The 25,206-nt window shown below is 34.9% G+C and carries 19 protein-coding genes and 1 tRNA gene; 5 read left to right on the forward strand and 15 right to left on the reverse strand.

All coding sequences use genetic code 11. The features are described from left to right. Positions 1–90 precede the first annotated feature (90 nt). From KO493_RS01335 to KO493_RS01345, 3 genes are all read right to left on the reverse strand, one after another. A complete protein-coding gene (locus KO493_RS01335) occupies positions 91–285 on the reverse strand; it encodes a hypothetical protein (RefSeq protein WP_216066157.1) in 195 nt (64 codons plus the stop codon). A gap of 323 nt (positions 286–608) precedes the next feature. After that, positions 609–1,409, reverse strand: coding sequence for a TIGR00266 family protein (locus KO493_RS01340; protein ID WP_216066158.1), 801 nt, complete (start codon positions 1,407–1,409; stop codon positions 609–611). Positions 1,410–1,658: 249 nt separating this feature from the next. Then, positions 1,659–2,114 carry a DUF4442 domain-containing protein gene (locus KO493_RS01345; protein ID WP_216066159.1) on the reverse strand — a complete coding sequence of 152 codons (456 nt, stop codon included), beginning with the start codon at positions 2,112–2,114 and terminating at the stop codon, positions 1,659–1,661. 147 nt (positions 2,115–2,261) lie between these two features. On the opposite strand from KO493_RS01345, the gene KO493_RS01350 reads away from it, so the two are divergent. The 4 genes from KO493_RS01350 (at position 2,262) to KO493_RS01365 (ending at position 5,745) form a co-directional block, all read left to right on the forward strand. After that, a complete protein-coding gene (locus KO493_RS01350; RefSeq protein WP_216066160.1) occupies positions 2,262–2,699 on the forward strand; it encodes a DUF4870 domain-containing protein in 438 nt (145 codons plus the stop codon). Between the two features lie 141 nt (positions 2,700–2,840). Next, a complete protein-coding gene (locus tag KO493_RS01355; protein WP_216066161.1) occupies positions 2,841–3,185 on the forward strand; it encodes a PadR family transcriptional regulator in 345 nt (114 codons plus the stop codon). After that, positions 3,178–4,911: a PspC domain-containing protein gene (locus KO493_RS01360; protein WP_216066162.1), complete on the forward strand. Its 1,734-nt coding sequence runs from the start codon at positions 3,178–3,180 to the stop codon at positions 4,909–4,911. The genes KO493_RS01355 and KO493_RS01360 overlap by 8 nt, the downstream gene beginning before the upstream one ends. 111 nt (positions 4,912–5,022) lie before the next feature. Then, complete coding sequence (locus KO493_RS01365; protein WP_216066163.1) at positions 5,023–5,745, forward strand: head GIN domain-containing protein; 723 nt, start codon at positions 5,023–5,025, stop codon at positions 5,743–5,745. Positions 5,746–5,855: 110 nt separating this feature from the next. Here the strand turns inward: KO493_RS01365 and KO493_RS01370 are convergent, their stop codons facing one another. From KO493_RS01370 to KO493_RS01450, 11 genes are all read right to left on the reverse strand, one after another. Continuing rightward, positions 5,856–6,665, reverse strand: a complete 810-nt coding sequence (locus tag KO493_RS01370) for an HAD family hydrolase (protein WP_216066164.1) — start codon at positions 6,663–6,665, stop codon at positions 5,856–5,858. A 269-nt stretch (positions 6,666–6,934) separates the two neighbouring features. Continuing rightward, positions 6,935–9,403 (reverse strand): Ig-like domain-containing protein, encoded by a 2,469-nt coding sequence (locus tag KO493_RS15980; RefSeq protein WP_216066165.1) that lies wholly within the window; start codon positions 9,401–9,403, stop codon positions 6,935–6,937. A gap of 321 nt (positions 9,404–9,724) precedes the next feature. After that, positions 9,725–14,176: a chondroitinase-B domain-containing protein gene (locus tag KO493_RS15985; protein WP_289846504.1), complete on the reverse strand. Its 4,452-nt coding sequence runs from the start codon at positions 14,174–14,176 to the stop codon at positions 9,725–9,727. 500 nt (positions 14,177–14,676) lie between these two features. Then, entirely contained in the window at positions 14,677–15,657 is a 981-nt protein-coding gene (gene trxB / locus KO493_RS01415; RefSeq protein WP_216066166.1) for a thioredoxin-disulfide reductase, read from the reverse strand. A 147-nt stretch (positions 15,658–15,804) separates the two neighbouring features. Then, positions 15,805–17,934: a peptidylprolyl isomerase gene (locus tag KO493_RS01420; protein ID WP_216066167.1), complete on the reverse strand. Its 2,130-nt coding sequence runs from the start codon at positions 17,932–17,934 to the stop codon at positions 15,805–15,807. A gap of 131 nt (positions 17,935–18,065) precedes the next feature. Next, complete coding sequence (locus KO493_RS01425) at positions 18,066–19,355, reverse strand: hemolysin family protein (RefSeq protein WP_216066168.1); 1,290 nt, start codon at positions 19,353–19,355, stop codon at positions 18,066–18,068. Beyond that, a complete protein-coding gene (locus KO493_RS01430) occupies positions 19,355–19,549 on the reverse strand; it encodes a hypothetical protein (protein WP_216066169.1) in 195 nt (64 codons plus the stop codon). The genes KO493_RS01425 and KO493_RS01430 overlap by 1 nt, the downstream gene beginning before the upstream one ends. A 64-nt stretch (positions 19,550–19,613) precedes the next feature. Next, complete coding sequence (gene lptC / locus KO493_RS01435) at positions 19,614–20,165, reverse strand: LPS export ABC transporter periplasmic protein LptC (protein ID WP_252723129.1); 552 nt, start codon at positions 20,163–20,165, stop codon at positions 19,614–19,616. Next, on the reverse strand, positions 20,165–21,544 hold the full coding sequence (locus tag KO493_RS01440) for a hypothetical protein (RefSeq protein WP_216066170.1): 1,380 nt from the start codon (positions 21,542–21,544) through the stop codon (positions 20,165–20,167). The genes lptC and KO493_RS01440 overlap by 1 nt, the downstream gene beginning before the upstream one ends. 16 nt (positions 21,545–21,560) lie before the next feature. Then, positions 21,561–22,871 carry a hypothetical protein gene (locus tag KO493_RS01445; RefSeq protein ID WP_216066171.1) on the reverse strand — a complete coding sequence of 437 codons (1,311 nt, stop codon included), beginning with the start codon at positions 22,869–22,871 and terminating at the stop codon, positions 21,561–21,563. Beyond that, entirely contained in the window at positions 22,868–23,599 is a 732-nt protein-coding gene (locus tag KO493_RS01450) for a type III pantothenate kinase (protein ID WP_216066172.1), read from the reverse strand. Before KO493_RS01450 ends, KO493_RS01445 begins: the two co-directional genes overlap by 4 nt. A gap of 180 nt (positions 23,600–23,779) precedes the next feature. On the opposite strand from KO493_RS01450, the gene KO493_RS01455 reads away from it, so the two are divergent. Continuing rightward, positions 23,780–23,852: transfer RNA gene (locus KO493_RS01455), tRNA-Phe, on the forward strand. Positions 23,853–23,912: 60 nt separating this feature from the next. Here KO493_RS01455 and KO493_RS01460 read toward each other — a convergent pair. Beyond that, positions 23,913–24,884: a glycoside hydrolase family 25 protein gene (locus KO493_RS01460; protein ID WP_216066173.1), complete on the reverse strand. Its 972-nt coding sequence runs from the start codon at positions 24,882–24,884 to the stop codon at positions 23,913–23,915. Positions 24,885–25,206: the final 322 nt, after the last annotated feature.

Genomic DNA, 25,206 nt, shown 5'->3' on the forward strand with positions numbered 1-25,206 from the left:
AAGTTTTATGGTTGAGCCGTTTCTAGCTAGTCACAGTATAAATAGTATTTTTTTCTCCATAAAAAAAGCGACCAGATGGTCGCTTTTTTTTTATTTTAAATAAATTAAACATTGATTTAATTCTGGATTTTGAAGCACTAACGAATGAATGAATATTTTAAGCTCTTCTATTTCGTAAGGTAATAATCTTTGTAGTGCCTTTTGCACTTCTTTGCAAAATAGATTAGTATCAAAACTAACTTTATCGAGTACAATTTTCGTGTACTCCATCATTGCTCTAGCCATAATTGTTTTAAAAGTTTAGGTTGTGTAATAGTAAATTTGTTATATAGGCTTTGTAATTGTATTATTAAAAATAACATCTAAATTTAATAAAAAATTTATTACACAGCCCCTTTTAATCTTTTTTTAACATTAAGATAAAATGTAGCTAAAATACCGCCTAAACACACGCTGAATTTAAAAAAATCTAACTTACAAAAAATCACAACCCATAAACAACTGAAAGTCTTAGGTTTGCAAAAACCTTACAGCTTATTAGCCCAGTTAATCTTCTTTAAGTTTAGATTTTCACTCCTTCAAATTCAATCTAGTCTTTTAATTAAATTCTAAAAGCGATTATCACCATCAAGTAAATCGCCTAAACCACCTAAAACACTGCCTTCTCCCTTACTTTTCCCGCCAGTTTGTGGTGCAGAGGCCAAAACCCGGCCAGCTAAACGGCTAAATGGTAATGACTGAATATAAACGGTTCCTGGACCTTGTAACTTAGCAAAAAACAAACCTTCGCCTCCAAACACCGTATTCTTAATACCTCCAACAAATTCGATATCATAATCTATGGTATGATCAAAACCAATAATACAACCTGTATCAACACGTAAAACTTCGCCGGCTTTCAATTCTTTCATGGCCATGGTACCTCCCGCATGAACAAAGGCCATGCCGTCACCTTCCAGTTTTTGCATGATAAAACCTTCGCCTCCAAACAAACCACGCCCCAAACGCTTAGAAAACTCAATACCAATACTTACCCCTTTCGCAGCACATAAAAAAGCATCTTTTTGGCATATAAACTTCCCACCAAAGCGTGTTAAATCAAGGGGGATAATTTTACCTGGATATGGTGAAGCAAAAGATACTTTACGTTTTCCTACAAGATTATTATAAAAGGCGGTCATAAATAAACTTTCACCTGTTAGAATTCGTTTTCCTGCCCCTAATATTTGTCCTAAAAATCCAGAATCATTTTTAGACCCATCTCCAAAAATCGTTTCCATTTTAATCCCGTCTTCCATCATCATAAAGCTGCCTGCTTCGGCAACAACGCCTTCTTGTGGATCTAACTCAATTTCTACGTATTGCATTTCCTCACCGTAGATTCTATAATCAATTTCGTGTGCTATCATTTTATTAGATTTTTTGATTTTACTATATGTTGCTTAGTTTTAGTTTTTGTTACACTGTTATTACGCAGAGATTCGCCGAGGTTTCACTGAGACACACAGAGAGTTTCATTTAGACACTAATTTTCACGAATATTTACGTTATACATCTTTGCGTCCTTGCGACTCTGCGAGAGATTAATTTTAGTTGTTGGTTACTTACTCTTGTTAGTATTACACAGCGCTACTCAGAGGGTTCACAGAGATTCTGTGTTATAACTTCAGCTTCACACTCCACTCAAAATTAAAGGTCGAAACCACATCTCCAGCTTCATCAACACCAACAGACTGCATGCTTAAAGTTTCACCAGCTTCCGATTTAATCGCCTTTTCTAATAATTCATCTACAAGTAGTCCATCGTGGCAAGTAAACGTAATTTTCCCCGTTGCCTTTTTTGTATAGGTCGCGCTATTGGCTGTAACAAGCATGGATATTTTTTTACCCGTACTTTGTACTTTCGACATCATTAATGCCCCAGTTGTAAACTCTGCCGCCATGCCCTGCACTGCCCAAAACATAGACTTAAAAGGATTTTGATTAATCCAACTGTGTTTAACCGTAACAATACATTTTTCTGAATCAACATAACGTGTTCTCACACCACACAAATACGCCGACGGCAACTTAAAAATTATATAACTATTTAATTTACTAGGAGTTATAACCATGATATCCGATTTAAGGTTTCACTAAGTTAAAAAATAAATCGACAGTCTAAAATGTTAATATTATGTTAAACTTAGGTACTATGCGTAACATAATACCTTTCTAAAGACATATATTTGCATAAGAAACTATTATACGTTTGTAAAATCATGATAAATAATCATCAAAAAAACATAGCAACCTTTATTCATTTATCTACGTTTAGTAGGTTTATTATTCCTTTCGGAAATTTTATTGGGCCGGTCATATTATGGCTCGCAAATAAAGAAAAATCGGAATTCATAGACAAGAACGGTAAGCAGGTTATTAACTTCCAGATTAGCATATTACTTTATGCTGTTATTATCGCATGCATCGCGATTCCTTTCTTTCTATTAAATATTATTAGTGGTCTGGCTGTTAATAATTTCGAAGATTTTAACTTTAGCCTTAACCAACCGGCGGTGATTATATTTTCAGCATTAGGTTTAGGTGCTATAGCCATTTTGGGCTTCATCTTAGAGCTCGTTTTAATAATCATTGCGAGTTTAAACGCCAGGGACGGCAAAATCTATAATTACCCATTAACCATTCAATTTTTAAAATAACGCTGAATTATTTTTCAGCCATCATCAATAAATAACCAATCAAATCAAAAAACGAATTGTTTCATCATATTAAAAAAGCTTTGAATTCCTATTGAAATTAATCACCTCAGTTATTCTATTTAAAGCAAAAAAGTACAACACATGAAAATAGAAAACACAAAAGCCCAAATGCGTAAAGGCGTTTTAGAGTTTTGCATTCTATCGGTATTAAAAGATGAAGACGCCTATGTGGCTGAAATTTTAAGCACCCTAAAAGACGCAAAACTACTGGTAGTAGAAGGGACTATTTACCCATTACTTACCCGACTTAAAAATGCAGATCTATTAAGCTACCGTTGGGAAGAATCTACTTCCGGACCCCCAAGAAAATACTATAGTTTAACCGAAACGGGACACCTGTTTTTAACCGAACTAAGTAGCACCTGGAATGCACTACAAAACGCAGTAAACATCGTAACAAGCCAAAAAAACAACAAAAATGAATAAAACAGTCAATATAAATTTAGCAGGTATCTTTTTTCATATTGATGAAGACGCTTACTTAAAACTGCAAGGTTACTTAGAAGCCATAAAACGCTCCTTAGCAAACTCTCAGGGCAGCGATGAAATTATAGCTGACATTGAGGCCCGTATTGCCGAACTATTTAATGAACGTGTTCAAAACAACAAACAAGTTATTAGACTCAAGGAGGTTGATGAAGTGATTTCTATCATGGGACAACCTGAAGACTATGTCGTTGATGATGAAATTTTTGAAGATGAACCACATACCAATAGCAGTCAGAAAACCCATACTAAAAAGAAGTTATTCAGGGATGCTGATAATGCCTATATAAGTGGTGTTTCTTCTGGAGTCGCACATTATTTTGGTATTGATGCTATTTGGGTAAGATTGGCCTGGATTCTTCTAGTTTTTGGATTAGGAACAGGCGTTTTACTATATATTCTGTTGTGGATTTTGGTGCCTGAAGCTAAAACTACGGCCGAGAAAATTATGATGACTGGTGAGCCTGTGAACATTAGCAACATTGAAAAAAAAATAAAAGACGGCTTTGAAAACGTGTCTCAAGCAGCAAAGAATGTCAGTGATTCGGTTTCTCAAGCAGCAAAAAATGTAGATTTTAAAAAAAGCACTAATTCCATAAAATCAACGTCAAGAACATTTTTCGATAGTCTTGCCGATGCCGTGATGTTACTTTTTAAAATATTCTCCAAGTTTATTGGTATACTACTTATATTTATTGGAGCGGTAACATTAATTGCTCTTATTATTAGCCTATTTTCGGTTGGCGTAGCCGATATTATCCATATCCCTGGATTTGAAAATATCGATATATTAAATATTGGAAACACCCCTATTTGGTTAGTGTCGCTGTCTATATTTTTTGCGGTTGGTATCCCATTCTTTTTCTTATTCTATTTAGGGCTAAAAATATTAATCAATAACTTAAAATCTATAGGCAACATTGCAAAATTCACCCTTTTAGGTGTATGGATTATTTCCATAATTTGTTTAATTGTATTCGGAATTAGACAAGCTAGCGAGCATGCTTTTAATGAGAGTTATATTAAAAAGACGGCCTTACCCATTACGGCGAAGGACACCCTAATTGTAAAAATGGTACATAGCCATAAATTCAATTCAAAACGAAGACATAATGATTTTAAATTAACCCATGATGACCATGGAAACAAAGTATTGTACTCCTCTGATATTCGAGTTATGGTAAAATCTACCACCGATACCATCGCCACTTTATCAGTAATAAAAAATGCCGATGGCCGAAGTTTTGACGCCGCCATTGCACGCGCTAAAAACATCGATTATCATTATGCATTTACCAATGGTACTTTGCTTCTAGATTCCTACTTAACTACAAATGCTAAAAATAAATTTAGCGATCAAGAAGTAGATCTTGTTCTATATCTACCAGAAAATACCGTAGTATATTTTAATAGTAACACTAAAGATTTTATTCATTACAGAACGCATGATGACCATCTTGTTTCCAGCAAAAACACCAATCATTTTATAAAAATATTAGATAACAACTCGAAATGCTTAGACTGTCCAGATTGGGAAGAAGATGACATCAATATCGAGGTGAGCACCCCCGAAATTAAAATTGATAACAACGGCATAAAAGTAGATTCTGATGAGATAAAAATTAACATCAATAGCGAAGGCATCAACATCAAATCAAACCATTAACAATTCAGCATTAAAAATCAACAATTCAGATATTTAAGTTATTAATCAGCAAACATTTAAAGGATATTTGAATTATTAATTAATCCATTCATCATCAAAAAACGACCAATTATGAGCACATTAATCAAAATCATTGTAAGCACGATATTAAGCTTTATGCTATTATCATGTAATTTCTCTATCCATTCAGGTATTGAAGGTAATGGCAATGTTACGACAGAAGACCGCCCAATTAACGCCCCTTTTTCGACCATAAAAGCTTCTCAAGGCTTAGATGTTTATTTAACCCAAAGTCATGAAGAAGGTATTCGTGTTGAAACAGACGAAAATTTACAAGAACTTATTTTAACCGAAATTAGCGATGGGGTTTTAAATATTCACTTGAAGGAAAACATTGGTGGTTCAAAATCTAAAAAAATAACGGTGCGTTTTAAATCCATCTCAGAAGTTATATCCTCAAGCGGTAGTGATGTATACAGCACCAATACCATTTCTGTTGAAACATTACATTTAAAATCAAGCAGTGGTAGTGATATGGAATTGGACGTAAATACTCAGAAATTATCATGTAAATCTTCCAGCGGTAGTGATATAAAAGTTTCTGGAAAAACTATAAACCTCAGCGCAGAATCCTCAAGTGGAAGCGCTATAAAAGCGGCAGATTTATTTGCAGAATCTACCGAAGCCAAAGCTTCAAGCGGTTCGGACATCATTGTGAATACCTCGAAATCATTAATTGCAAAAGCTTCAAGTGGCGGCGATGTGAAATATTATGGAAACCCTGAAAAAGTAGAAAAAAGTAATAACCCATCTGGAACTATTAAGCAGAAATAACAACATGCGCGCTTGATTCGGCATCTCATTAAATCCAGTAATAGTCATGATGAGCCACTGAATCAAGTTCAGCTTGACGTAAAACTCACTTTAAAGTGAACACGATTTTTCTAACTTTCTTTAGAAACTAACAGTTTCTCTATAATGGTTTCTACGCCCTCTTCGGAATTACTTTTTGTTTCAAACCTAGCTACTTTTTTCACATCGGGGTGTGCATTCGCCATAGCGTAACTAAAGTAAGCCAGTTCTAACATTTGCAAATCATTGTTGTAATCTCCAAAAATTAAAGTTTCATCTTCCTTTATACCTAATCTATTTTGAAGCTTTGTTAATGCATAACTTTTATTAGCTTCTTTAGGAGAAATATCTAACCAATTTTGAGCAGAAACAGTCACTTGTAAATCTTTGGTGATGTCTTCAATATGTGGAAGCACACCTGTTTCTGAAGATTCAAAATGAAAAACGGCTATTTTCAAAAACGCATCATCAACCACTTTTGTAATATCTTCAACACGCTTATATGACGTATAATATTCACTAAATTTTGAAATAAAATTTTCATCTTGAGTTTCAACGTACGCGGCTTTATTACCACATAAAACAATGTTAGCTCCTTCAATATCCCGTAATTTTTCAATACATCTATTTATAGCATCTTGAGACAATTGTAATAACACCTCTAAAACATTATCGTGTCTCATAAAACCACCATTTTCGGCAATAACTGAAATCTCATTTTTAATAGGGTCTAGCTTATCAATGATACTATGATACTGTCTTCCGCTAGCGGCAACAAAATGAATATCATTGGCTTTAAACTTTTTAAACTGATTGAAAAAACGGGCACTCACTTCGTGATTTGGGTTGAGCAAGGTACCGTCCATATCGGATACAACTAACTTGACTTTTGAAAAATCCATAACATCTTTTTAATGCTAAAAGTACAATTTTATTGTGCCTTGATAAGCTTCGTATATGATTTTTAAATAGTTATGAAAACGTTACTATATATTTTGAAATATTATTAACTAAACACCTATAAGCTTCTAAAAATGACCATATACCCAAACAAGAAGTATGAATAAAGGCTATAAATAAGCTAGAAATTTTAACTTATAAATGAAATATAAGCAAAAAAAAGACAGGTGAAGAAAGCTCCACCTGTCTTAAAAGTTATTGATTATTGAGACTAATTTTTAATTATACGCTTTGTTACAGCATTATCTTTACCTGTAAGTCTGAATATATACATTCCAGACTTTAGGCTTGAAATATCAATTGAATCACCCTGTATCGCATGATTTAAAATAACCTTTCCAACTTGATCATAAACCGTTAACATATCATAACCATCGGCACCACTAATATTAACAGTATTAACCGCTGGGTTTGGCCATAATTTTACAGCAGCTGCGGCTTCGGCGCCATTTTTAGAGCTTCCTGATTTAGATGTTGCTGAACTTGCATATCCAAAAACTCTAAGTTCTTCAACACTTGTCCAGTCACCTGAATAACCATCGGCTCCAGTAATCGTAATTCTTACGTATCTGGCATCAATTTCACTAAATGAATCTGCAATTGGGTCTGAATTAGTTCCCGCTGTTGCGTTATTAGTACGATCTACGATTTCAGTATAGCTACTACCATCGGCTGAAGCTTCGATAGTATATTGGTAAGCACGGTCTTTAAAACAAATTACTTCAGTACTATTAATGGTATAAAGCCCTTCTAAATCGACAACTACCCATTCTGGAAACCCTTCAGCAGACCATCTTGAATCTGCATCACCATCTACTAAATTAGACGCAGGATTACTAGATTGTTCTTCAGAAGAAGACACTGATTTCTCTAAAGCTACATTTGTAGATTCTACTGGTTCTGAAGACCCACTTACTGTTACAGATGTAGTATCTGTATAATCGCCATCTTCGGTTGTTACCGTAATTGTCGCAGAACCTTCTGATATGGCTGTTACGACACCATTTGAATTTACGGTCGCTACAGAAGTATTACTACTGCTATAACTTACATCCTTATTTGAAGCATCACTTGGGCTTACAGATACAGAAAGTGCTTCTGTATTACCTGCATTTAAAGAAATGCTTGATGGTGATAATGATACTGAAGTTACATCAACCGTAGTTGGCGTTCCTGCTTCACCGAATACACGCAACTCTAATAAACTCACCCAGCTACCTGTGTATGAATCGGCGCCAGTAACTGTAATTTTCACATATCTCGCATTGACACTATCGAAGGCATCAATAATTGGACTTGAAGCCGTTCCAGGCGTTGAATTATTACTTCTATTTACAACCTCAGTATAGGACCCATTTTCCGAATTAGACACAGAAATGGTATATTGATAAGCACGATCACTGTAGCATACTAATTCTGTGCTTTCTAATGAAAACGCAGATCCTAAATCGATTGTAGCCGATTGAGGATAACCTGAAACAGACCATCGTGATCCTGTATCACCATCCACTAAATTCGAAACAACATTATCGCCATCGGCAGAACCGGTACCTGAAATCGTTTTATTCAAGGCTAAATTATCACCTGTAGAAGGCGCCACAACAGAAACTTCCATAGTATCCGTATAATTTCCATCTGCAGTGGTAACGGTAATGGTAGCCGTTCCTGCTGCGTTTCCTGATACTACACCTGTCGAACTTACAGATGCTACTGAAGCATTACTTGTACTGTAACTTACACTTTTATTTGATGCATCTGAAGGACTTACTGAAGCCGACAATTCTTGAGTACTTCCTAATGAAATACTTGCCGAACTAGGTGATAATGAAACTCCTGAAACAGCCACTGGATCTGGGTCTGGATCTACTACTCCACCACCATGCACCACAGCATAGTCATAAACGTAAACCTCACCATAATTATCTGGGTTATCAGTTTCGTCACCTTCTTTATCTGGATTACTTTGGGTATAGTTACCAACTTTAAAGTACGTTTCATCGTAACTTAAATCCATAAGCACCTCATTACCGTCATCTTTCACTAAATACTGAGAAGCGTTTCCGCTATTGTAGGCATCTAATAAGTTGCCATCTTCAGAATAGTAACAGTAATGTTTACCATCTTCAACTAAGAAAATAACTTCGTGTTTATCGCCTAAGTTATAATCAGATTTAATCGTAACATCGTCTCTTAATTTCCCACCGTTAAAGGATAAAAATAAGTGTGAACCTTCTAAACGCATCACCATAGAGTCATCGATACCATCATCCTTATTACCATGAATTTGTGTAGCCACTAAGTGTGACTTCACAATAGGTAAGTGTGTAATGGCCTGTTCTACATAAATCATGTGAGATCCATCGGTTGTCCAGTAAATATCTTTACTACCGTCTGCTTCTCTTTCACGTAGTTCAGAACGAATATAGCTTGAATTTGGAGTCGTACCATTGTCGCTACGAATAGGTGCAAAAAACACCAAGGCATCTCCGGCATCACTTACATGGAAGAATTCATTATTTGGTTCATCACAAAGTGTTTTGTCTTCTACACCATCTGGATACGTAATTTTCCATTGGTTACAGTTTGACATAAGATCTGAGGGGATTTGTGCCGAAGCGAACTGAAAAGCTCCTAAGAACACAGCGCTAAGCGCTAATCGGTTAAATAAAAAATGTTTCATTTAGTTTAATTTGTTAATTAATAAAATGGTTTAATTGGTAGATCACTTTGGTGTGTCAATCTGGTTAACCAAAATAATCGTACAGCAATGTATAAGAAATCTCACCAATTAACAACTGTAAATCAATAATTTAGATTAACTACACATGTTAAAATCGACGAAATACATGCGATAAACCATCGTTTAATATGGTTTAAAAAATACCCGAAGCTACCGGAAAGCTTTGCTACATCAACAAAAGACTGCCATAAACCTAATTATCGCATAAAAAAAGGCAGATGAATTTAATTCATCTGCCTTTAAATTATTTATAGTTAGTGACTACCTCTTGATAATACGCTTGGTCACTGCTTGTTCTTTTCCTGAAAGTCTGAAAATATACATTCCAGATTTAAAGTTAGAGATATCTACCGTTTCACCTTGAATAGGTTGATTTAAAATAACCTTACCTACTTGATCATATACGGTTAACATATCAAAACCACCAGCACCACTAATATTCACAGTATTTACTGCTGGGTTTGGCCATAACGATACGGCTTCCGCGACAGCGCTATTAACTTTTGAAGCACCTTCTTTTGAAGTTGATGAACTCTCGTATCCAAAAACTCTAAGTTCTTCAATACTTGCCCAGTCTCCTGAGTAATCATTAGCTCCAGTAATTGTAATTCTTACGTATCTGGCGTCTATCTCGCTAAAAGAATCTGCTATTGGCTCGGAATTAGATCCGGCTGTTGAATTACTTGTACGGTCTACGATTTCAGTATAATTACTACCATCAGTTGAAGCCTCAATAGTGTACTGATAAGCACGATCCTTAAAACAAATTACTTCAGTACTATTTATAGTATAAAGTCCTTCTAAATCTACCACAACCCACTCCGGATATCCTTCAGCAGACCATCTTGAATCTGCATCACCATCTACTAAATTAGACGCTGGATTACTAGATTGTTCTTCAGAAGAAGATACTGATTTCTCTAAAGCTATGTTTGTCGATTCTTGAGGCTCTGAGGTTCCATTAACTGTAACAGATGTTAAGTCGGTATGATTTCCGTCTTCAGTGGTAACTGTAATCGTAGCAGAGCCTTCTGATATTGCGCTTACTACGCCGTTAGAATTCACAGTCGCTACAGAAGTATTGCTACTGCTATAACTTACGTTTTGGTTGGTTGCATCACTAGGATTAATAGACACTGTTAGAGCTTCCGTTTCACCTTCATCTAACGAAATACTAGAAGGTGATAAAGCTACTGAACTCACATCTACGGTAGAAGGTGCACCTTCTCCTGCAAATACACTAAGTTCCAATAAACTTACCCAACTTCCTGTATATGAATCGGCGCCGGTAACTGTAATTTTCACATACCTAGCATTAACACTATCAAATGTGTCGATAATAGGGCTTGATGTAGAACCCGGTGTTGAATTATTACTTCTATCTACAACCTCGGTGTATGTTCCATTTTCAGAATCAGACACAGAAATAGTGTATTGGTAAGCGCGATCGCTGTAACATACTAATTCTGTACTTCCCAAGGTTAATTGTGCACCTAAATCAATAGTTGCCGACTGAGGAAAACCTGAAACAGACCACCTTGTACCAGTATTGCCATCAACTAAGTTTGCAACGACATTGTCGCCATCTGCAGAACCCGTTCCAGACACTGATTTGTTTAACGCTAAATTATCACCATCTGAAGGGTTTGACGCTTCTAAAACCGTAATTTCTACCGTATCGGTATAATTTCCATCTGAAGTAGAAACTGTAATTGTTGCAGTACCTTCAGAATTTGCTGTAACTACTCCGCTTGAGCTAACTGAAGCCACTGAAGCATTACTTGAACTATAATTTACACTTGTATTCGAAGCGTTTGAAGGACTAACTGTAGCCGACAATTCTTGAGTACCTCCTATAGAAAGGCTTGCTGAACTAGGTGAAATAGAAACACCAGTAACGGCTACAGGGTCTGTTCCCCCACCATCATTATCGCCGTGCTGTACAGTAAAATCATAAACTAAAACTTCACCGTAGTTATCAGGATCGTCTGTTTCATCGCCTTCTTTTTCAGGATTACTTTGTGTATAGTTACCAACTTTAAAGTAAGTTTCATCATAATTTAAATCCATCACATAATCATTCCCATCGGCTTGTACTAAATATGATGATGCATTACCACTGTTGTAAGCGTTTAATAAATTGCCATCTTCAGCATAGTAGCAATAGTGTTTACCATCGACAACAAGGAAAATAACTTCATGAATATCTCCTAAATTATAATCTGTTTTAATAGTAACATCATCTCTTAACTTACCACCATTAAATGATAAAAACAAGTGAGAATCTTCTAAACGCATCACCATAGAATCATCTATTCCATCATCTTTATTACCATGAATTTGTGTAGCAACTAGATGTGATTTCACAATGGGTAGGTGGGTAATGGCTTGCTTCACATATAACATATGAGATCCTTCTGTAGTCCAATAGATATCTGAATTACCATCTTCTGTTCTTTCTCTCAGTTCAGAACGAATATAATCCGAATTAGGCGTAGTTCCGTTATCACTTCTTACTGGCGCACGAAAAACAATGGCATCTTTGCTATCATTCACAAAGAAAAATTCGTTATCTTTTTCACATAACTGCTTTTCTTCTACACCATCTGGATAAGTAATTTTCCATTGGTCACAGTTTTCCATTAAATCTGAAGGATATTCTGCTGTACCACCACCGGTAGAACCACCTGTTACCGTTACCGAAATTGTATCGGTAAAAGAACCATCGTCGGTAGTTACCGTTACCGTTGCGCTTCCTGCAGCTTGAGCAGAAACCTCTCCATCACTATTAACGCTCGCTATGGCGTTGTTACTACTATTATAACTTACATCTTTATTAGTTGCATCTGAAGGACTTACCGTTGCATTCAATGATTCCGTTCCTCCAACAGTTAAGTTTATAGAACTAGTAGAGAATGAAACACCTGTTACGTCTATGTTTGCAGATGCCATACCTTCCTGGCTCACGTTAATCGTTTGATTTGAAACACCAGAACCACTTACTGTAACAGTTCCTGTTCGCTCTGACTCACTCGTGTTTTCTGAAACTGTAATTGAAATACTTCCATTTCCAGAACCAGAAGCTGGTGAAATAGAAATCCAAGATTGGTTATCTGTTACCGACCAACTTACATTAGACGTTACATTAACTGTTTTTGAAGATCCTTCTGAAGCGAAATCACTAACAGAAGATACCGTTAAATAATCTCCAGATGAATCATTTCCTGAGGCATCTAAAAAACTAGCTCCAACAGAAACGCCAACCATACCATTGGTATGTGGATAAAAAGTTGCTGAACCACTACCACCACTAACTTCATGAGCACCAGCATCCATGTTAGAATTTGGTCTTGTACGTCCTTCAACATCATTATTAACAGTAGTACTATAACCACTCCCTGCTGCATTTGCTGCTGGGCCCAAACCACTAGGTTTGAAGATTTCACCACTTGCAGAAAAATTGGCATTCGCCTCAGTAATTCCAGAATCCGAAATCCCTATTGAAGCACCTCCAAAAACATTCCCTTCATACGTCATACCTTGACCAGTACCAGAAATATCTCCACTAACAATATCAGAGCCTGTACTATATACCACGTTATGCGCTAAAACCCCTGTTGGGTCATAACTAGAACGATCATTATAATAAATTGGTGACTCAACATTATATAATGTATTAAATGCAACTACAATACCATCAACTTTTTGGTAACCATTAGTAATACCACCAGAAGTATCCGATCCACCAACTAAGGTAATTCCGTTGTTCCATTTATCACCCGAACTAATAACATCTTGAATGTAGTTATTCGTAATTACGTGGTAACTATCTGTGATTCTAATACCACCAGTACCTTCAATATTTTCACCTAAAAAATAATTTCCATCTACGGTAGCACGAGCACCATGTCGCATAACTAAAGACCCTCTACAGGCTCTAAAAGTATTGTTACGGTAGGTGTTATCTGCACTTTTGTTAGTTATAATTTCATTCTCACCATCAGCCTTGTAGAAATAGTTCCCTTCTACAGTAACACTAGCGCTTTTATCTTGAAATTCGCTAGTCCCCACACGAATGGTTTCACTATCACCAGAATGTGTTGTAGAGGGGTCACGTTTTATAAAATTGAAGAAATAATTATTTCTAATAATATGCCCAACTGGATTAAAGTCGTTATACTCTAACTCTACTAGTACTAAGGCACCAGGGCTATTTTTATTTAGGAATGAACAATTTTCAACCACATTGTTTGTACCATAAAGCACGATCCAACGGTGCTTGTCAGTTCCGCTAGGTGTTAAGTTGTTAAAACCGCAGTTTCTTATGGTCGAATTGTTCGCATAAGCGCTACTCTTTCTAAATTGAATGTGATTATTACTTCCTGGCCCACCGTTCCAGTAAAAGCCATCAATAATCACGTAGTCTCCAGAAACATCCATATTGGTTAATCCTGTAAAAATAACGCCACCAGGTGTTTCCGCTCTCAGAGTTATTGGGTTGGAAGCGGTTCCATTTGCGGTAAAGTTGATTCGTTGTTCACTACTGTATGAACCGTTGGTCCATGTTACCACATCTCCAGGAGAAAGGCTTAAATCGTTAAACTCATCGGCTGAGCTTACCGTATAATCTGCGCCAAAGGTTTGGAGGGCGCACAAAAACGTCATTACGCACATGGCCATACGGCTCATGCGTTTAAATAAAACATGTTTCATTTAGTTTAGTTTGTTAGTTTATAATATGGTTTAATTGGTAAATCACTTTGGTATATCAATCTGGTTAACCAAAATAATCTTAGGGCAATGTATAAGAAATACCACGAACTAACAACTGAAAATCAATATTTTAATAGAATCACTTGTGTTAAAATCGACGAAGTGCTGTCGATAAAACACCATTTTGTCAGGTTAAAATACGTGTGAAAACGCTGAAAACCGTTGCTATATCTGCAATTTTTATCCAATGAAAATGCTAAATACTCAAAAAACCAATCAAAAAATTAAACATATAAAATCAGTTAATTTTTAATTAAAATTGAAATAATATTCACTAATACCATTAAATCGGTATACCTAATCCATATCAATAAAAATAAAAGGGGTCAACTTACATTGAAAAAGTTTTATAAATAGGCAGAACAAACCAAATTAAAAAAAAGACATAAAAAAACCCGAAGCCTAAGCTTCGGGTTTTGTATATATTAAAATATATGTTATTAATTGTAAGTAGGAGTTGCCACTTCAAAATTAGCATCTTTAGAAGCTAAATAACGTTCGGCATCTAAAGCCGCCATACAACCAGTACCTGCAGCGGTAATGGCTTGTCTATACACATGATCGGCAGCATCACCAGATACAAATACACCTTCTACATTGGTTTTGGCTGTTCCTGGTACATTGATGATGTAACCGGTCTCATCTAAATCTAAGAAGCCTTTAAAGATATCGGTATTTGGTTTATGACCAATCGCTACAAAAAATCCAGTTGCAGGAATATCTTGTTTTTCTTTAGTCACTTTATTGTAAACACGCACCCCGTGTACCACTTGCCCATCACCTAAAACTTCATCAGTTTCAGTATTGAAAAGGATTTCGATGTTTTCGGTATTTTTAACACGTTGTGCCATAATTTTAGAAGCTCTAAACTCGTCTCTACGCACAAGCATAGTTACTTTTTTACAAAGTTTAGATAAGTAATGTGCTTCTTCACATGCAGAATCACCAGCCCCTACGATAACCACTTCTTGGTTTCTGTAGAAGAATCCATCACATACGGCACAAGCAGAAACACCACCTCCAAGTTTTAAATATTTTTGTTCAGAATCTAATCCTAAATATTTTGCAGAAGCCCCAGTTGAAATAATAACCGTATCGGCATGTATCTCCTTTTCTCCATTAACCCATACTTTATGCATATCTCCAGCAAAGTCAACTTTAGTAACCCACCCATCACGAACATCTGCCTCAAAGCGTTCGGCTTGTTTTTGCAATTCCATCATCATTTCTGGACCAGTTACGCCTTCAGGATAACCAGGGAAATTTTCAACTTCATTAGTTGTTGTTAATTGACCTCCAGGTTGTGTCCCTTGATATAAAACAGGACTCATATTGGCTCTTGCTGCATAAATCGCTGCCGTATACCCAGCAGGTCCAGAACCTATAATTAGGCATTTTACTCTTTCTATTGTATCAGACATAATCTTAACTTTTTAACATCACAAAAGTAGGTTTTTTGTTAGAAAACTTACAGTTAAGTTATCAACAGTTTTTATAAAGTCATAAAATAAAACTATAAAAAAAAGCCTCGACAACGAGGCTTTAATTTTAATCTATGCTTTTTAGGCTTATTGAACTTGCGTTGCAGCTCTATTATCTTCTATTTCTGCAGCTTCTTTTAAAGCATTATATAACCTAGCATTTACAATACCAGTTTTTTGTTGCTCTACACGATTAGCCGCAGCTTGGTAGTTATCTAATTTAACTGCAGGAGTTACCTTAGTAACTTGCACCACATACACACCTTTTACACCTTCTAATAAACCTGAAGTTTCACCCTCGTTTAAACCAAATGCAGCGCCCACAACATAAGGCTCTCTTCCTGCTCCTGAAATTGTTGGGTTTTTCATATTAACACCTGTAGCCGCTTTAACTGTAGTTTTTTCAGCCGCAGCAATATCATCTAAATTTTCAGAAGAAATTCTATCCTTAATCATTTCTGCTTTTTTCTCTCTTCTTAGAATTGGAAGTACCGATGCTGTAGCATCATCAACAGACATTAATCCTGCCTCATTTTGTGCGACTACTTGAGCAATGACATAACCGCCAGGAATATTAAAACGTTTAATATCTCCAACTTCAACTTGTTCTTCAAAAGCCCAACGTACAATTGGTCTTTGATTTCCAACTCCAGGAATACTTTCGTCTAAAACTTTAATTCCGTTTACCGGTCTTACCTTGAATTTATTTTCTTGCGCTACGGCTTCAAAATCACCCTCACCAGCTTTAATTTCAAAGTTAGATGCATCTCTAAACACTTTATCAGTTGTTGATTCAGATGGCTCAATTTTTCTAGCAATCGTTCCAACTTGAACTGCTTTTTTAGGTTCTGTAAGACCTTCGATTTCTATAATATGAAAACCGAATACTGTTTTAACCACACCTAAATCACCAACTTGACCTTCAAACTCAAAATCATTAAATTCTGGAACCATACTGTTGTATGGGTGCCAATCGTAACGACCTTCATTAGAAACGCTTCCTTGATCTGATGAGTATGCTGTAACAAAATCAGGAAATTTAGAACGATCTGATTTTAACACTGTCAATAAACTATCTGCAAGAACCTTAGCTTGTTCTTCTGTTTTACTTACTTCTGGCGTTGCACTTTGTGCTCCTAAATAAGGAATTAATATATGTCTTACTTTAGCAGAATCTGGAATTTGCTTTACCGCTATTACTTTAGAAATTTTAAAGAATCCAGCTTCTTTATAAGGCCCATAAACTTCACCTTCATTTAAGTTAAAAATATCATCTGCAAACTCAGTTGATAAACTACCTTTAAATAAGAAGTCATTATTGAATTTAATATCCGATGCGGCAACAGAGTTGATATAATCTTCATTATCTGTTGCTTGAGAAAATGCAGCAATAACGTTTTTTCTACCGTCTGCATCAACTAATTGACCGTTTTTATATCTATTTAATTCAGCTTTAATCGTTTTTTCGTCTTCTATAGAAGCTTCTTCTTTAAACTCTACAAAACGAATATCTCTTGATGCCTCAACTTCAAATTGATTTTGGTGGGCATTAATATAATCTGAAATATCAGATTTAGATACTTTAACAAGGCTATCTGAAATTGTAGAATATGCAATTTGTACATATTTAAGGTCAATTTTATTACCTTCTAAATTATGATCCAACTCACCTTCGGCTAATGTTCCAACTAATCCAGCTTTAACCATATTATAGTAATTTTGGTTAAGCGCATTTGCTGCGATTTGCTTTTCGTAGTTTACCCAACTTTGAAAACCAGATGGTGACGTTTCTTTTAGGTTAGCGATGTACTCGTTCAATTTATTTTCATCGAATATCCCAGCTTCATTTAAAAATTCTGGACTTGTAGCTAGAGAGGTTCTTAAAAGATCTCTCATTTGATCTTTCTCTACAGTAATCCCAAGTTCTTCAAATTGAGTTTCCATAATGGCTTGTCTTACTTCTTGTTCCCAAACACGGTTCATAACCTGAGTGTTAGTAGCAGAAGGTCCAGCTTGTCTTTGGGCTATTTCAACCTTTTGCAAAAAGGCATCACGCGTAATTTCTTTACCGTTAACCGTAGCTATAACGTTTTGGGATTTTGCTGTAAGTGCATCAGAGTTCTTGAACAAATCTGCCAATACAAAAGCAAAAAGCGCTAACGCAATAATTAATATTAAGAATAGTGAACGTTGTCTAATCTTGTTTAAAACTGCCATTTGTAAATTAAATTTTTAATATCCTTTTGGGGATTTCTAGTTAAGTTGCTGTCAATTACACACTAACTGACAAAAATATCGTGCGCGAAAATACCATTTTCCTTTTAATAATAAAAATAGAACTACGTATTTTAATCGTCATCTAACACAATAAGTTCGACCAAATCAATTTTAGTATTTGAGACCTCTAATATGGTGAATTGAAAGTTGTCTATTTTAACAATATCATTTTGAGCCGGAATTTCTTCGGTGCGATTTACTATTAAACCTCCAAGGGTTTCATAATTCTCACTATCAGGAAGTTCTAGTTTATAGGTTTCATTAATGTAATCGACTTCTAAACGTGCTGAAAACTTATACGTTTCATCGTCAAAAACATCTTCAATTAAATCTACCGAATCATGTTCATCTTCAATTTCTCCAAAAAGTTCTTCTACAATATCTTCTACAGTCATGATGCCTGAAGTTCCGCCATATTCATCTAAAACTACAGCAATACTACGTCGTTTTTTAGTGAGTACACTAAGTACATCTTTAACTAATACTGTTTCCGGCACAAATTCTACCGGTGTGATCATGGCCTTGATACTATTCGCTTTTTTAAACAGTTCGAAAGAATGGACATAACCAATCACATCGTCGATTGTTTCCTTATAAACAAGAATTTTGGTACGCCCAGTTTCGGTAAATAGAGCGTTTAGCGATTTTATAGAATCGTTAATTTCAACAGCAATAATTTCAGTACGAGGAATCATCACCTCCCGTGCTTTAACCTCTGAAAATTCTAATGCATTTTGGAAGATTTGAATTTCACTATCGACATCATCATGTGCTTCTACAGACTGCATTTGCTCACTGATATAGTTTCCCAATTCCACCTTAGTAAACGCTAATTGAATTTGATCACCTTCAGTCTTAAAAAACACTTTTAATAGAAAGTCCGAAATCCAAATCACAAAATCTGATACAAATGAAAAAAGGATATAAAAAAAGTATGCTGGAATCGCCAAAGCTTTAATCAAGCTATTCGCATAAATTTGAAAAAATACTTTAGGCAGAAATTCTGCTGTAATTAATATGACTATTGTTGAAATAACCGTTTGTGAGAGCAAACTTAATTCGGTTAATAGATAGTCTAAAAAAGTATAAGATGTTGGCACTAACGATTGAAACCAATCTACCAATAAATCGCCCATAAAAAACCCATAAATAACCAAGGCAATATTATTACCAATAAGCATGGTAGTAATAAATTTTGAGGGTTTTGCAGTAAGTTTACTTAGGGCTTTTGCGAGTAAACCATCTTGCTTTTTTTCAATTTCAATATGAATTTTATTGGAAGAGACATAAGCGATTTCCATTCCTGAAAAAAAAGCAGAAAGAATTAATGTAACTATTATAATAACAACAAAAACACTCATTAGTTTGAATGGTCTTTGTCTTGATATTTCTTTCTAAATTTTGTTCTAAAGAAATACATAAAAATGGCTAAACCTGCAAATGCCAAAGACATATAAGCCTGCCCCTGATCTTTATTCCATTTTGAAACGCCATCATATATAAACAATACTGCGAATACTAAATAAGCATAGTGAAAAATCTTAGAATATTTCATAGGAGTTGTTTAATTTATAAATGTAAAGGTAATTAAAATTGAGAAGTCGAATTTAATAATGAAATTATTCTTCAAGCGTAATAATTCCAGTAACTTCAAGAACTTCGGCGTTCGTAAATTTTGTGTTTGAATCAAAACCATGACCGTTGATAAGGTCTTGCTCAGATTTGAATGAAACGGCTTCATTCGTAAATAACCAATCATTTTTTTGATCGTAAAACAACTGATCGGTTTTTAAAACTTGGTTGTCATGCGTTGTGATCACGACATTACTTTGCATATCGATTAAGTCCGTTTCTGTATATATGATTGCGTAATCTGCAATTACAACACTTTTCTTATTGTCATCGAAGATATCCAATTCTACACCGTCTACAAATTCCCTGTAAGGAAAATCCCTGTTTGAATAATCTAACGCTTTGGTACTAATTAAATTAGCTGTTATTCGCCCAGAATCGGTATATTTTAAATTGAGGTTATAATCTACAGTGAAGGGTTCATTCTCAGAAATCCCGATCTTATGCACTTTATCAATATGATCACTACAAGAAAAAAACATAGCCACAGTAAAAACTGTGACTATGTTAAAAATTTTATATGCAATGTTCGTTTTCATTAGATACTTGGCACCTTAACAGAAGATCCAATCCAACAACCAATAGTAATAGTTTGACCCGCTCTTCCTGAACTAAAAATTTCAGCTTTTTGAGGCGCTTTATGCTTATAACTTGCAGCTGATTTTGCTGCGGCCTTAGACATTGTAGGATCTACACGTGCTGCTTTTTCAGCTTCTTGAGCTGCTAACCAGTACACGGCTCTTTTATCAAAAGTTGTTGTTCCACAATTATTTGCACTAGCGGCATACATAGCTGCAATAGCGATATAAGGTCTACCGTTTGATGGGTTAAGGCTAAGTGCTTTTCTATAATAATCTCTAGCCTTAGAATAACTATGTTTAGCTTTAAATTTGGTAGCTACTCTATAGTAAAGTTTAGACTTTTTAAATTTATCAGTTTCTAACCCAATAGCTTGCTCGTAAAACTTGATCGCTTCATTGGTTTTACCTTCCTTATCTTTTAAGATTCCTAAGTAATATGCCGAGTTCGCAGACGGACTAATGTCGTGATATGCATTTACTAATTTAAAGAATAATGGATCTGAAGTACATTCTTTCTCAGACATTTTCCCAGCAGCTCTTTGTAACCAAATCGCATTTGTTTTGTTAGCTTCAAAATCTTTAGTATATAAAGGAATTAGGTTTTCACAATTTGCTCTATCTCCTAATTTCTGATCGATACCTGAAGAAATTTGATCGTAAGCTTTTAAATAGCTCTCATAATACTTCTTGTATTTTTTTTCCTTTGAACTTAAAGCCGTTTTCGCTTCTTCTTTTTCGATAATTTTGTTTAAGTCTTCAGAGTAATTTTTAACTTCATCCTCAACTTTCTCAGCGATATCATCGTACTTATTAAATAAATCTGCAGATGGTTTTTTTCCAGCATCATATAAATCAACCATCAAAGAAAAATAAGTATATAAACTTTTTGGGTTTGTAAATGTTGCTTTATCTAAGTTATAAGCATCATCGAAACATTTGTATAAGTCATCATTCGTTTTCTTTAACACCACTTTATTATCATACATTAACTGACAAGCTTTTGCTGCATATTCACCTTTTGGAGTTTTAGAAGCAAAATGCAAAGCTCTTTCATCCCAAAGTTTAACAAGATCGTTAATAAAAGCAATCTGCTCTGCTCCAGTACTGTTATCAATCTTATGATTTAAGATTTTTTCTCCATCAATATAAATGGCATTACTGTATTTTGGACATTTGCTTCTTACTGCCATCCATGGCTCATAAGCCGCATCATAATTTTTAGCCTTTGTATACTCATGAAATATTGAAAGTTTTGAAATGCACTCTTCATCTTGCTGTGCAAAACCAAAATTCAATCCAATAAATAATAGTAATACTAATGTGATTTTTGTTTTCATAGTTAATTAATTCAGTTTAATCGTATTTTCTTTTCTGAAACCATCTATCGTTCAAAGATAGACTTATTTGGAAATTTATAAAATTCTCTTGTATCAAATTACTTTTTGTCGTGCCACGCTTACCAAACTCAAGGCCTAAATTCGCATTCGACAACAACCTAGCCTCTCCTACAGGTAGTCCAGCTCCAAAAGATATGCCAAACTCTTTTATCGACTGATCATTAATATTTAACCCTGTTTCTTCAAACCTCAAACCTCCTCGATAAACAACACGTTTATAATAGTCTGAATACGAATTATATTGAGGTATAAAAAACCCTCCTAAGGATAGCCTTGAACCATCTTCATATACCGTACCAGAACTTCTATATAAAGGATTTGAAAATTCGCTTGTATTTTGAGTCATGTATTCCGCTCCAAGAAACCAACTTCTAGGCTGACCAATACCTAGCCCAAAAGTAATTCTAGACGGAAGCGTTAATTCTGTTTCTTTTAATCCTGCCGCCTCTAAATCTGAGTCAACAGTATTAAATGCAGACTCCACATTTGTACTAGAATTGATTGTTATCGTAGAATAGCTACGCTCATTAATAGATGCCAAATTACTTTGTGCCGTATAAGTTAAACCAGAAACGACCTCTAACCTTTCGGTGATCATCTTTTTAAAAGAAGCCCCAACAGTCATACTAAAACCACTAAGATTAGACCGGTTATTTTCACGCGTTTGAAATTGTACAGGTGTATCACCGTCATATTGAAATTCAACAATACTACTTTGGATATTCCCGAAATTATATTGTAAATCTACGCCTATTGACAACGACTCTATAACCTGATAACCAGCACCAAGGAATACCTTATTCACACCACCTTCGCCTCTAAACCTATTTCCAACTTTGCCTTCGGTATTTAAATTATCTAATTTATAACCTACCGCTGTATAAGGCATGATCCCAAAACCAACCCCAAGTTTACCAATAGGAAAGGACATCGCTAGGTAATTAAATGTTGTAGCCGAAGTATTAGCTTCACTTTTTTCACTTTTCATATTGGTGTTTTGATAACCACCACCAACAGTATACTTTACAGGTCTACTTTCACCACCCCATGACGCTAAATTATTGCCACCATAAGATGCGGGGTTACGTAAATTAACATGAATACTATCGTTATAGATACTCAAACCTCCCATGCTCCTATTTTCAACAGTCCCCTTGAAATTTAAACTTCCAATACCATAATAAGAATATGGAGATGCTGTTGATTGCTGGCTATGACCTTCAATTGCAAAAATTACAATAAAAACTAATACAAGTTTTTTTATCATTCGTCTGAGTTAAGTTGTAAAATATAGTTTAATCCTTCTAATAAAAAATTAGAATTGGCAAATATGCTACTTTTTAATTGTTTAGACAAGAATTTAGCATCGCCTCCTGTTAAAATAACTGTTAAATCTGAAAATTTAGTTTTATACTGTACTATTATTCCATCTACTTCATTTATAACCCCGTTAACAACCCCTGAGTGAATGGAATTCGCTGTAGAGTTTCCAATTATGTTTTCTGGAACCGTCAATTCTAACAACGGTAATTTTGCTGTTAAATTATTTAATGACTTATAACGCATACTTAACCCGGGTGAAATCGCACCCCCTAAGTATTTGTTTTCTTTCGTAATAAAATCGTACGTAATACAGGTGCCTGCGTCAATAATTAAAACATTTTTGCTTGAAAATTGTTTAACCGAAGCACAAACCAAACCTATTCTATCGACACCCAAAGTTTGTGGTGTAGTATAACTGTTAATAAAAGGTAATTTAGTATTAGCGTCTAAAACTAATAGCTTGAACCCTTTTTTAATATTTTCAATTTGATTAATATTTAAATGCCCTACGGAAGAAATGATGGCATTTTTTAATAATGGAAATTCTGTTTTTAAAAGCGCTATGGCCTCTAAAAGTTTTTTTAGCTCTACAACTCTTCTTTCCTGAAGCTTATCTGCATTAAAAACAGCTAACTTTACAAAAGAATTTCCTACATCAACGACTAAATTCATCTATTTTTAAAAAAAGGATAAATTTACAAAAGAAGATGCAATAATAAAGCATTACCCTATTTAATTAACATTAAATTAGTTAGCTTTATATTTGAAAAAAAATTAAAAATATTTTATTTTTTTAGCCTTTAGATTTGGCAGAATCTAAAATAGGATATATATTTGCAACCGCTTTAGCGAGGTACCTTAGCTCAGTTGGTAGAGCAAAGGACTGAAAATCCTTGTGTCCCTGGTTCGATTCCTGGAGGTACCACACAAGTAAAAACCCTGAAAATTAATTTTCAGGGTTTTTTTTATGTATATAATTAGTGTTCTAGTGCTTATAATTTTTCCAATACTTTTTAGAATGATGGGTCTCACCAATACACATGCTTTGTAATTCTTTCATCGTCATATGAAAACTATTACCATCTACAGCCGTATCGATACCAGCAATTTCAACTTCTTCAGAGAATTGATGAAATGTCCACTCCACATCACTTACTCTACTTTTCCCTGAGTAAGCAGCAATCCATAATGGATAACCTTTTAAATACCCTTTTAAACGTGTATCATAAAAATGTTTCCCAGTATAAACTACGGGCTTCACCCCATATTTAGCTTCTGCTAATTTCAACCAGTTTAAAACACCTTCTCTTAACTTTTTATCACCAAATCTACTTGGCTCTTCAATATCAAGGATAGGAGGAAAATCGCCAGTTACTAAAGTTACCGTTGATGCGAAATTCTCGAATTGCTTGGTAGAATTCTCATTCGGACGATAATAATGGTAAGCACCTCTAATATAATCATGTTTTTTTGCATCGACCCAATTTGCATGATAGTGCGTATCTTTACCATCTACGCCCATAGTCGATCTAATAAAAACGAATTCAATCGGGTGGTCTGAAGCTTTTACTTCATCCCATTTTATTTCACCTTGATAATGGGAAATATCAATACCAAACAGGTAATGTTCATTTGTATGCGCTATATGCTCTAAGCTTTCAATCGCTTCAATCTCTTCAATACTTTTTATTCCTGCAGTATCCTCTAAACCATTCCCTTCATTAGAACCATTCAACTCTAAAGCAAAAACACCAGAAATTAGAGCTACTGCAATAATTAAGGTTGAATAAATTACGGTATTTGTCTTCCTAACGGCTACATGTCGATTGCTTAATTTCTTCCTTGTTTTTAATGTGAACAAAAACATTAAAAATACAAACATCAACACTATAAAAAACCACATTAAAAATTTAACAGGGTCTTCGACACCTATTAAACTACTCATTAAAACTTCCATGTCTTTATCATTTTACTTGAACAAAATTAGATCAAATAACATGTTTATATTATGACATATCATGTCTTGACTTTGCTAACAACCACCAAGACACTAATAAATAAGAACTTAAAAGTAGATCTCCCAAACAAAAGACAATTGCTTTAATACTTACGAACACCGTTTAAAAATCATAAATCAAAGAAAAACCCCGACTAAAACTAAAAAAAAGACCCCAGCTATAAGAAATATAGCCAAGGTCTTTAATACTAACCAACTAAGTCGAAGGTACCATATGTATATACATATTATGTTCTCAATACATTAAAAACTTAACTGTATT

Origin of the sequence: Pseudotamlana agarivorans (genome assembly GCF_018860245.1) — a bacterium.
GTDB lineage: Bacteria > Bacteroidota > Bacteroidia > Flavobacteriales > Flavobacteriaceae > Pseudotamlana > Pseudotamlana agarivorans_A.

Excerpts from the sequence above, each read along its gene's own strand:
- KO493_RS01445 (WP_216066171.1), bottom strand. The coding sequence starts at position 22,871 with ATGATAAAAAAACTTGTATTAGTTTTTATTGTAATTTTTGCAATTGAA.
- KO493_RS01370 (WP_216066164.1), bottom strand. The coding sequence starts at position 6,665 with ATGGATTTTTCAAAAGTCAAGTTAGTTGTATCCGATATGGACGGTACC.
- KO493_RS01440 (WP_216066170.1), bottom strand. The coding sequence starts at position 21,544 with ATGAAAACAAAAATCACATTAGTATTACTATTATTTATTGGATTGAAT.
- KO493_RS01460 (WP_216066173.1), bottom strand. The coding sequence starts at position 24,884 with ATGGAAGTTTTAATGAGTAGTTTAATAGGTGTCGAAGACCCTGTTAAA.
- KO493_RS01340 (WP_216066158.1), bottom strand. The coding sequence starts at position 1,409 with ATGATAGCACACGAAATTGATTATAGAATCTACGGTGAGGAAATGCAA.
- KO493_RS01350 (WP_216066160.1), top strand. The coding sequence starts at position 2,262 with ATGATAAATAATCATCAAAAAAACATAGCAACCTTTATTCATTTATCT.
- KO493_RS01355 (WP_216066161.1), top strand. The coding sequence starts at position 2,841 with ATGAAAATAGAAAACACAAAAGCCCAAATGCGTAAAGGCGTTTTAGAG.
- KO493_RS01420 (WP_216066167.1), bottom strand. The coding sequence starts at position 17,934 with ATGGCAGTTTTAAACAAGATTAGACAACGTTCACTATTCTTAATATTA.
- lptC (WP_252723129.1), bottom strand. The coding sequence starts at position 20,165 with ATGAAAACGAACATTGCATATAAAATTTTTAACATAGTCACAGTTTTT.
- trxB (WP_216066166.1), bottom strand. The coding sequence starts at position 15,657 with ATGTCTGATACAATAGAAAGAGTAAAATGCCTAATTATAGGTTCTGGA.
- KO493_RS15980 (WP_216066165.1), bottom strand. The coding sequence starts at position 9,403 with ATGAAACATTTTTTATTTAACCGATTAGCGCTTAGCGCTGTGTTCTTA.
- KO493_RS01430 (WP_216066169.1), bottom strand. The coding sequence starts at position 19,549 with ATGAAATATTCTAAGATTTTTCACTATGCTTATTTAGTATTCGCAGTA.
- KO493_RS01335 (WP_216066157.1), bottom strand. The coding sequence starts at position 285 with ATGGCTAGAGCAATGATGGAGTACACGAAAATTGTACTCGATAAAGTT.
- KO493_RS01450 (WP_216066172.1), bottom strand. The coding sequence starts at position 23,599 with ATGAATTTAGTCGTTGATGTAGGAAATTCTTTTGTAAAGTTAGCTGTT.
- KO493_RS15985 (WP_289846504.1), bottom strand. The coding sequence starts at position 14,176 with ATGAAACATGTTTTATTTAAACGCATGAGCCGTATGGCCATGTGCGTA.
- KO493_RS01365 (WP_216066163.1), top strand. The coding sequence starts at position 5,023 with ATGAGCACATTAATCAAAATCATTGTAAGCACGATATTAAGCTTTATG.
- KO493_RS01360 (WP_216066162.1), top strand. The coding sequence starts at position 3,178 with ATGAATAAAACAGTCAATATAAATTTAGCAGGTATCTTTTTTCATATT.
- KO493_RS01425 (WP_216066168.1), bottom strand. The coding sequence starts at position 19,355 with ATGAGTGTTTTTGTTGTTATTATAATAGTTACATTAATTCTTTCTGCT.
- KO493_RS01345 (WP_216066159.1), bottom strand. The coding sequence starts at position 2,114 with ATGGTTATAACTCCTAGTAAATTAAATAGTTATATAATTTTTAAGTTG.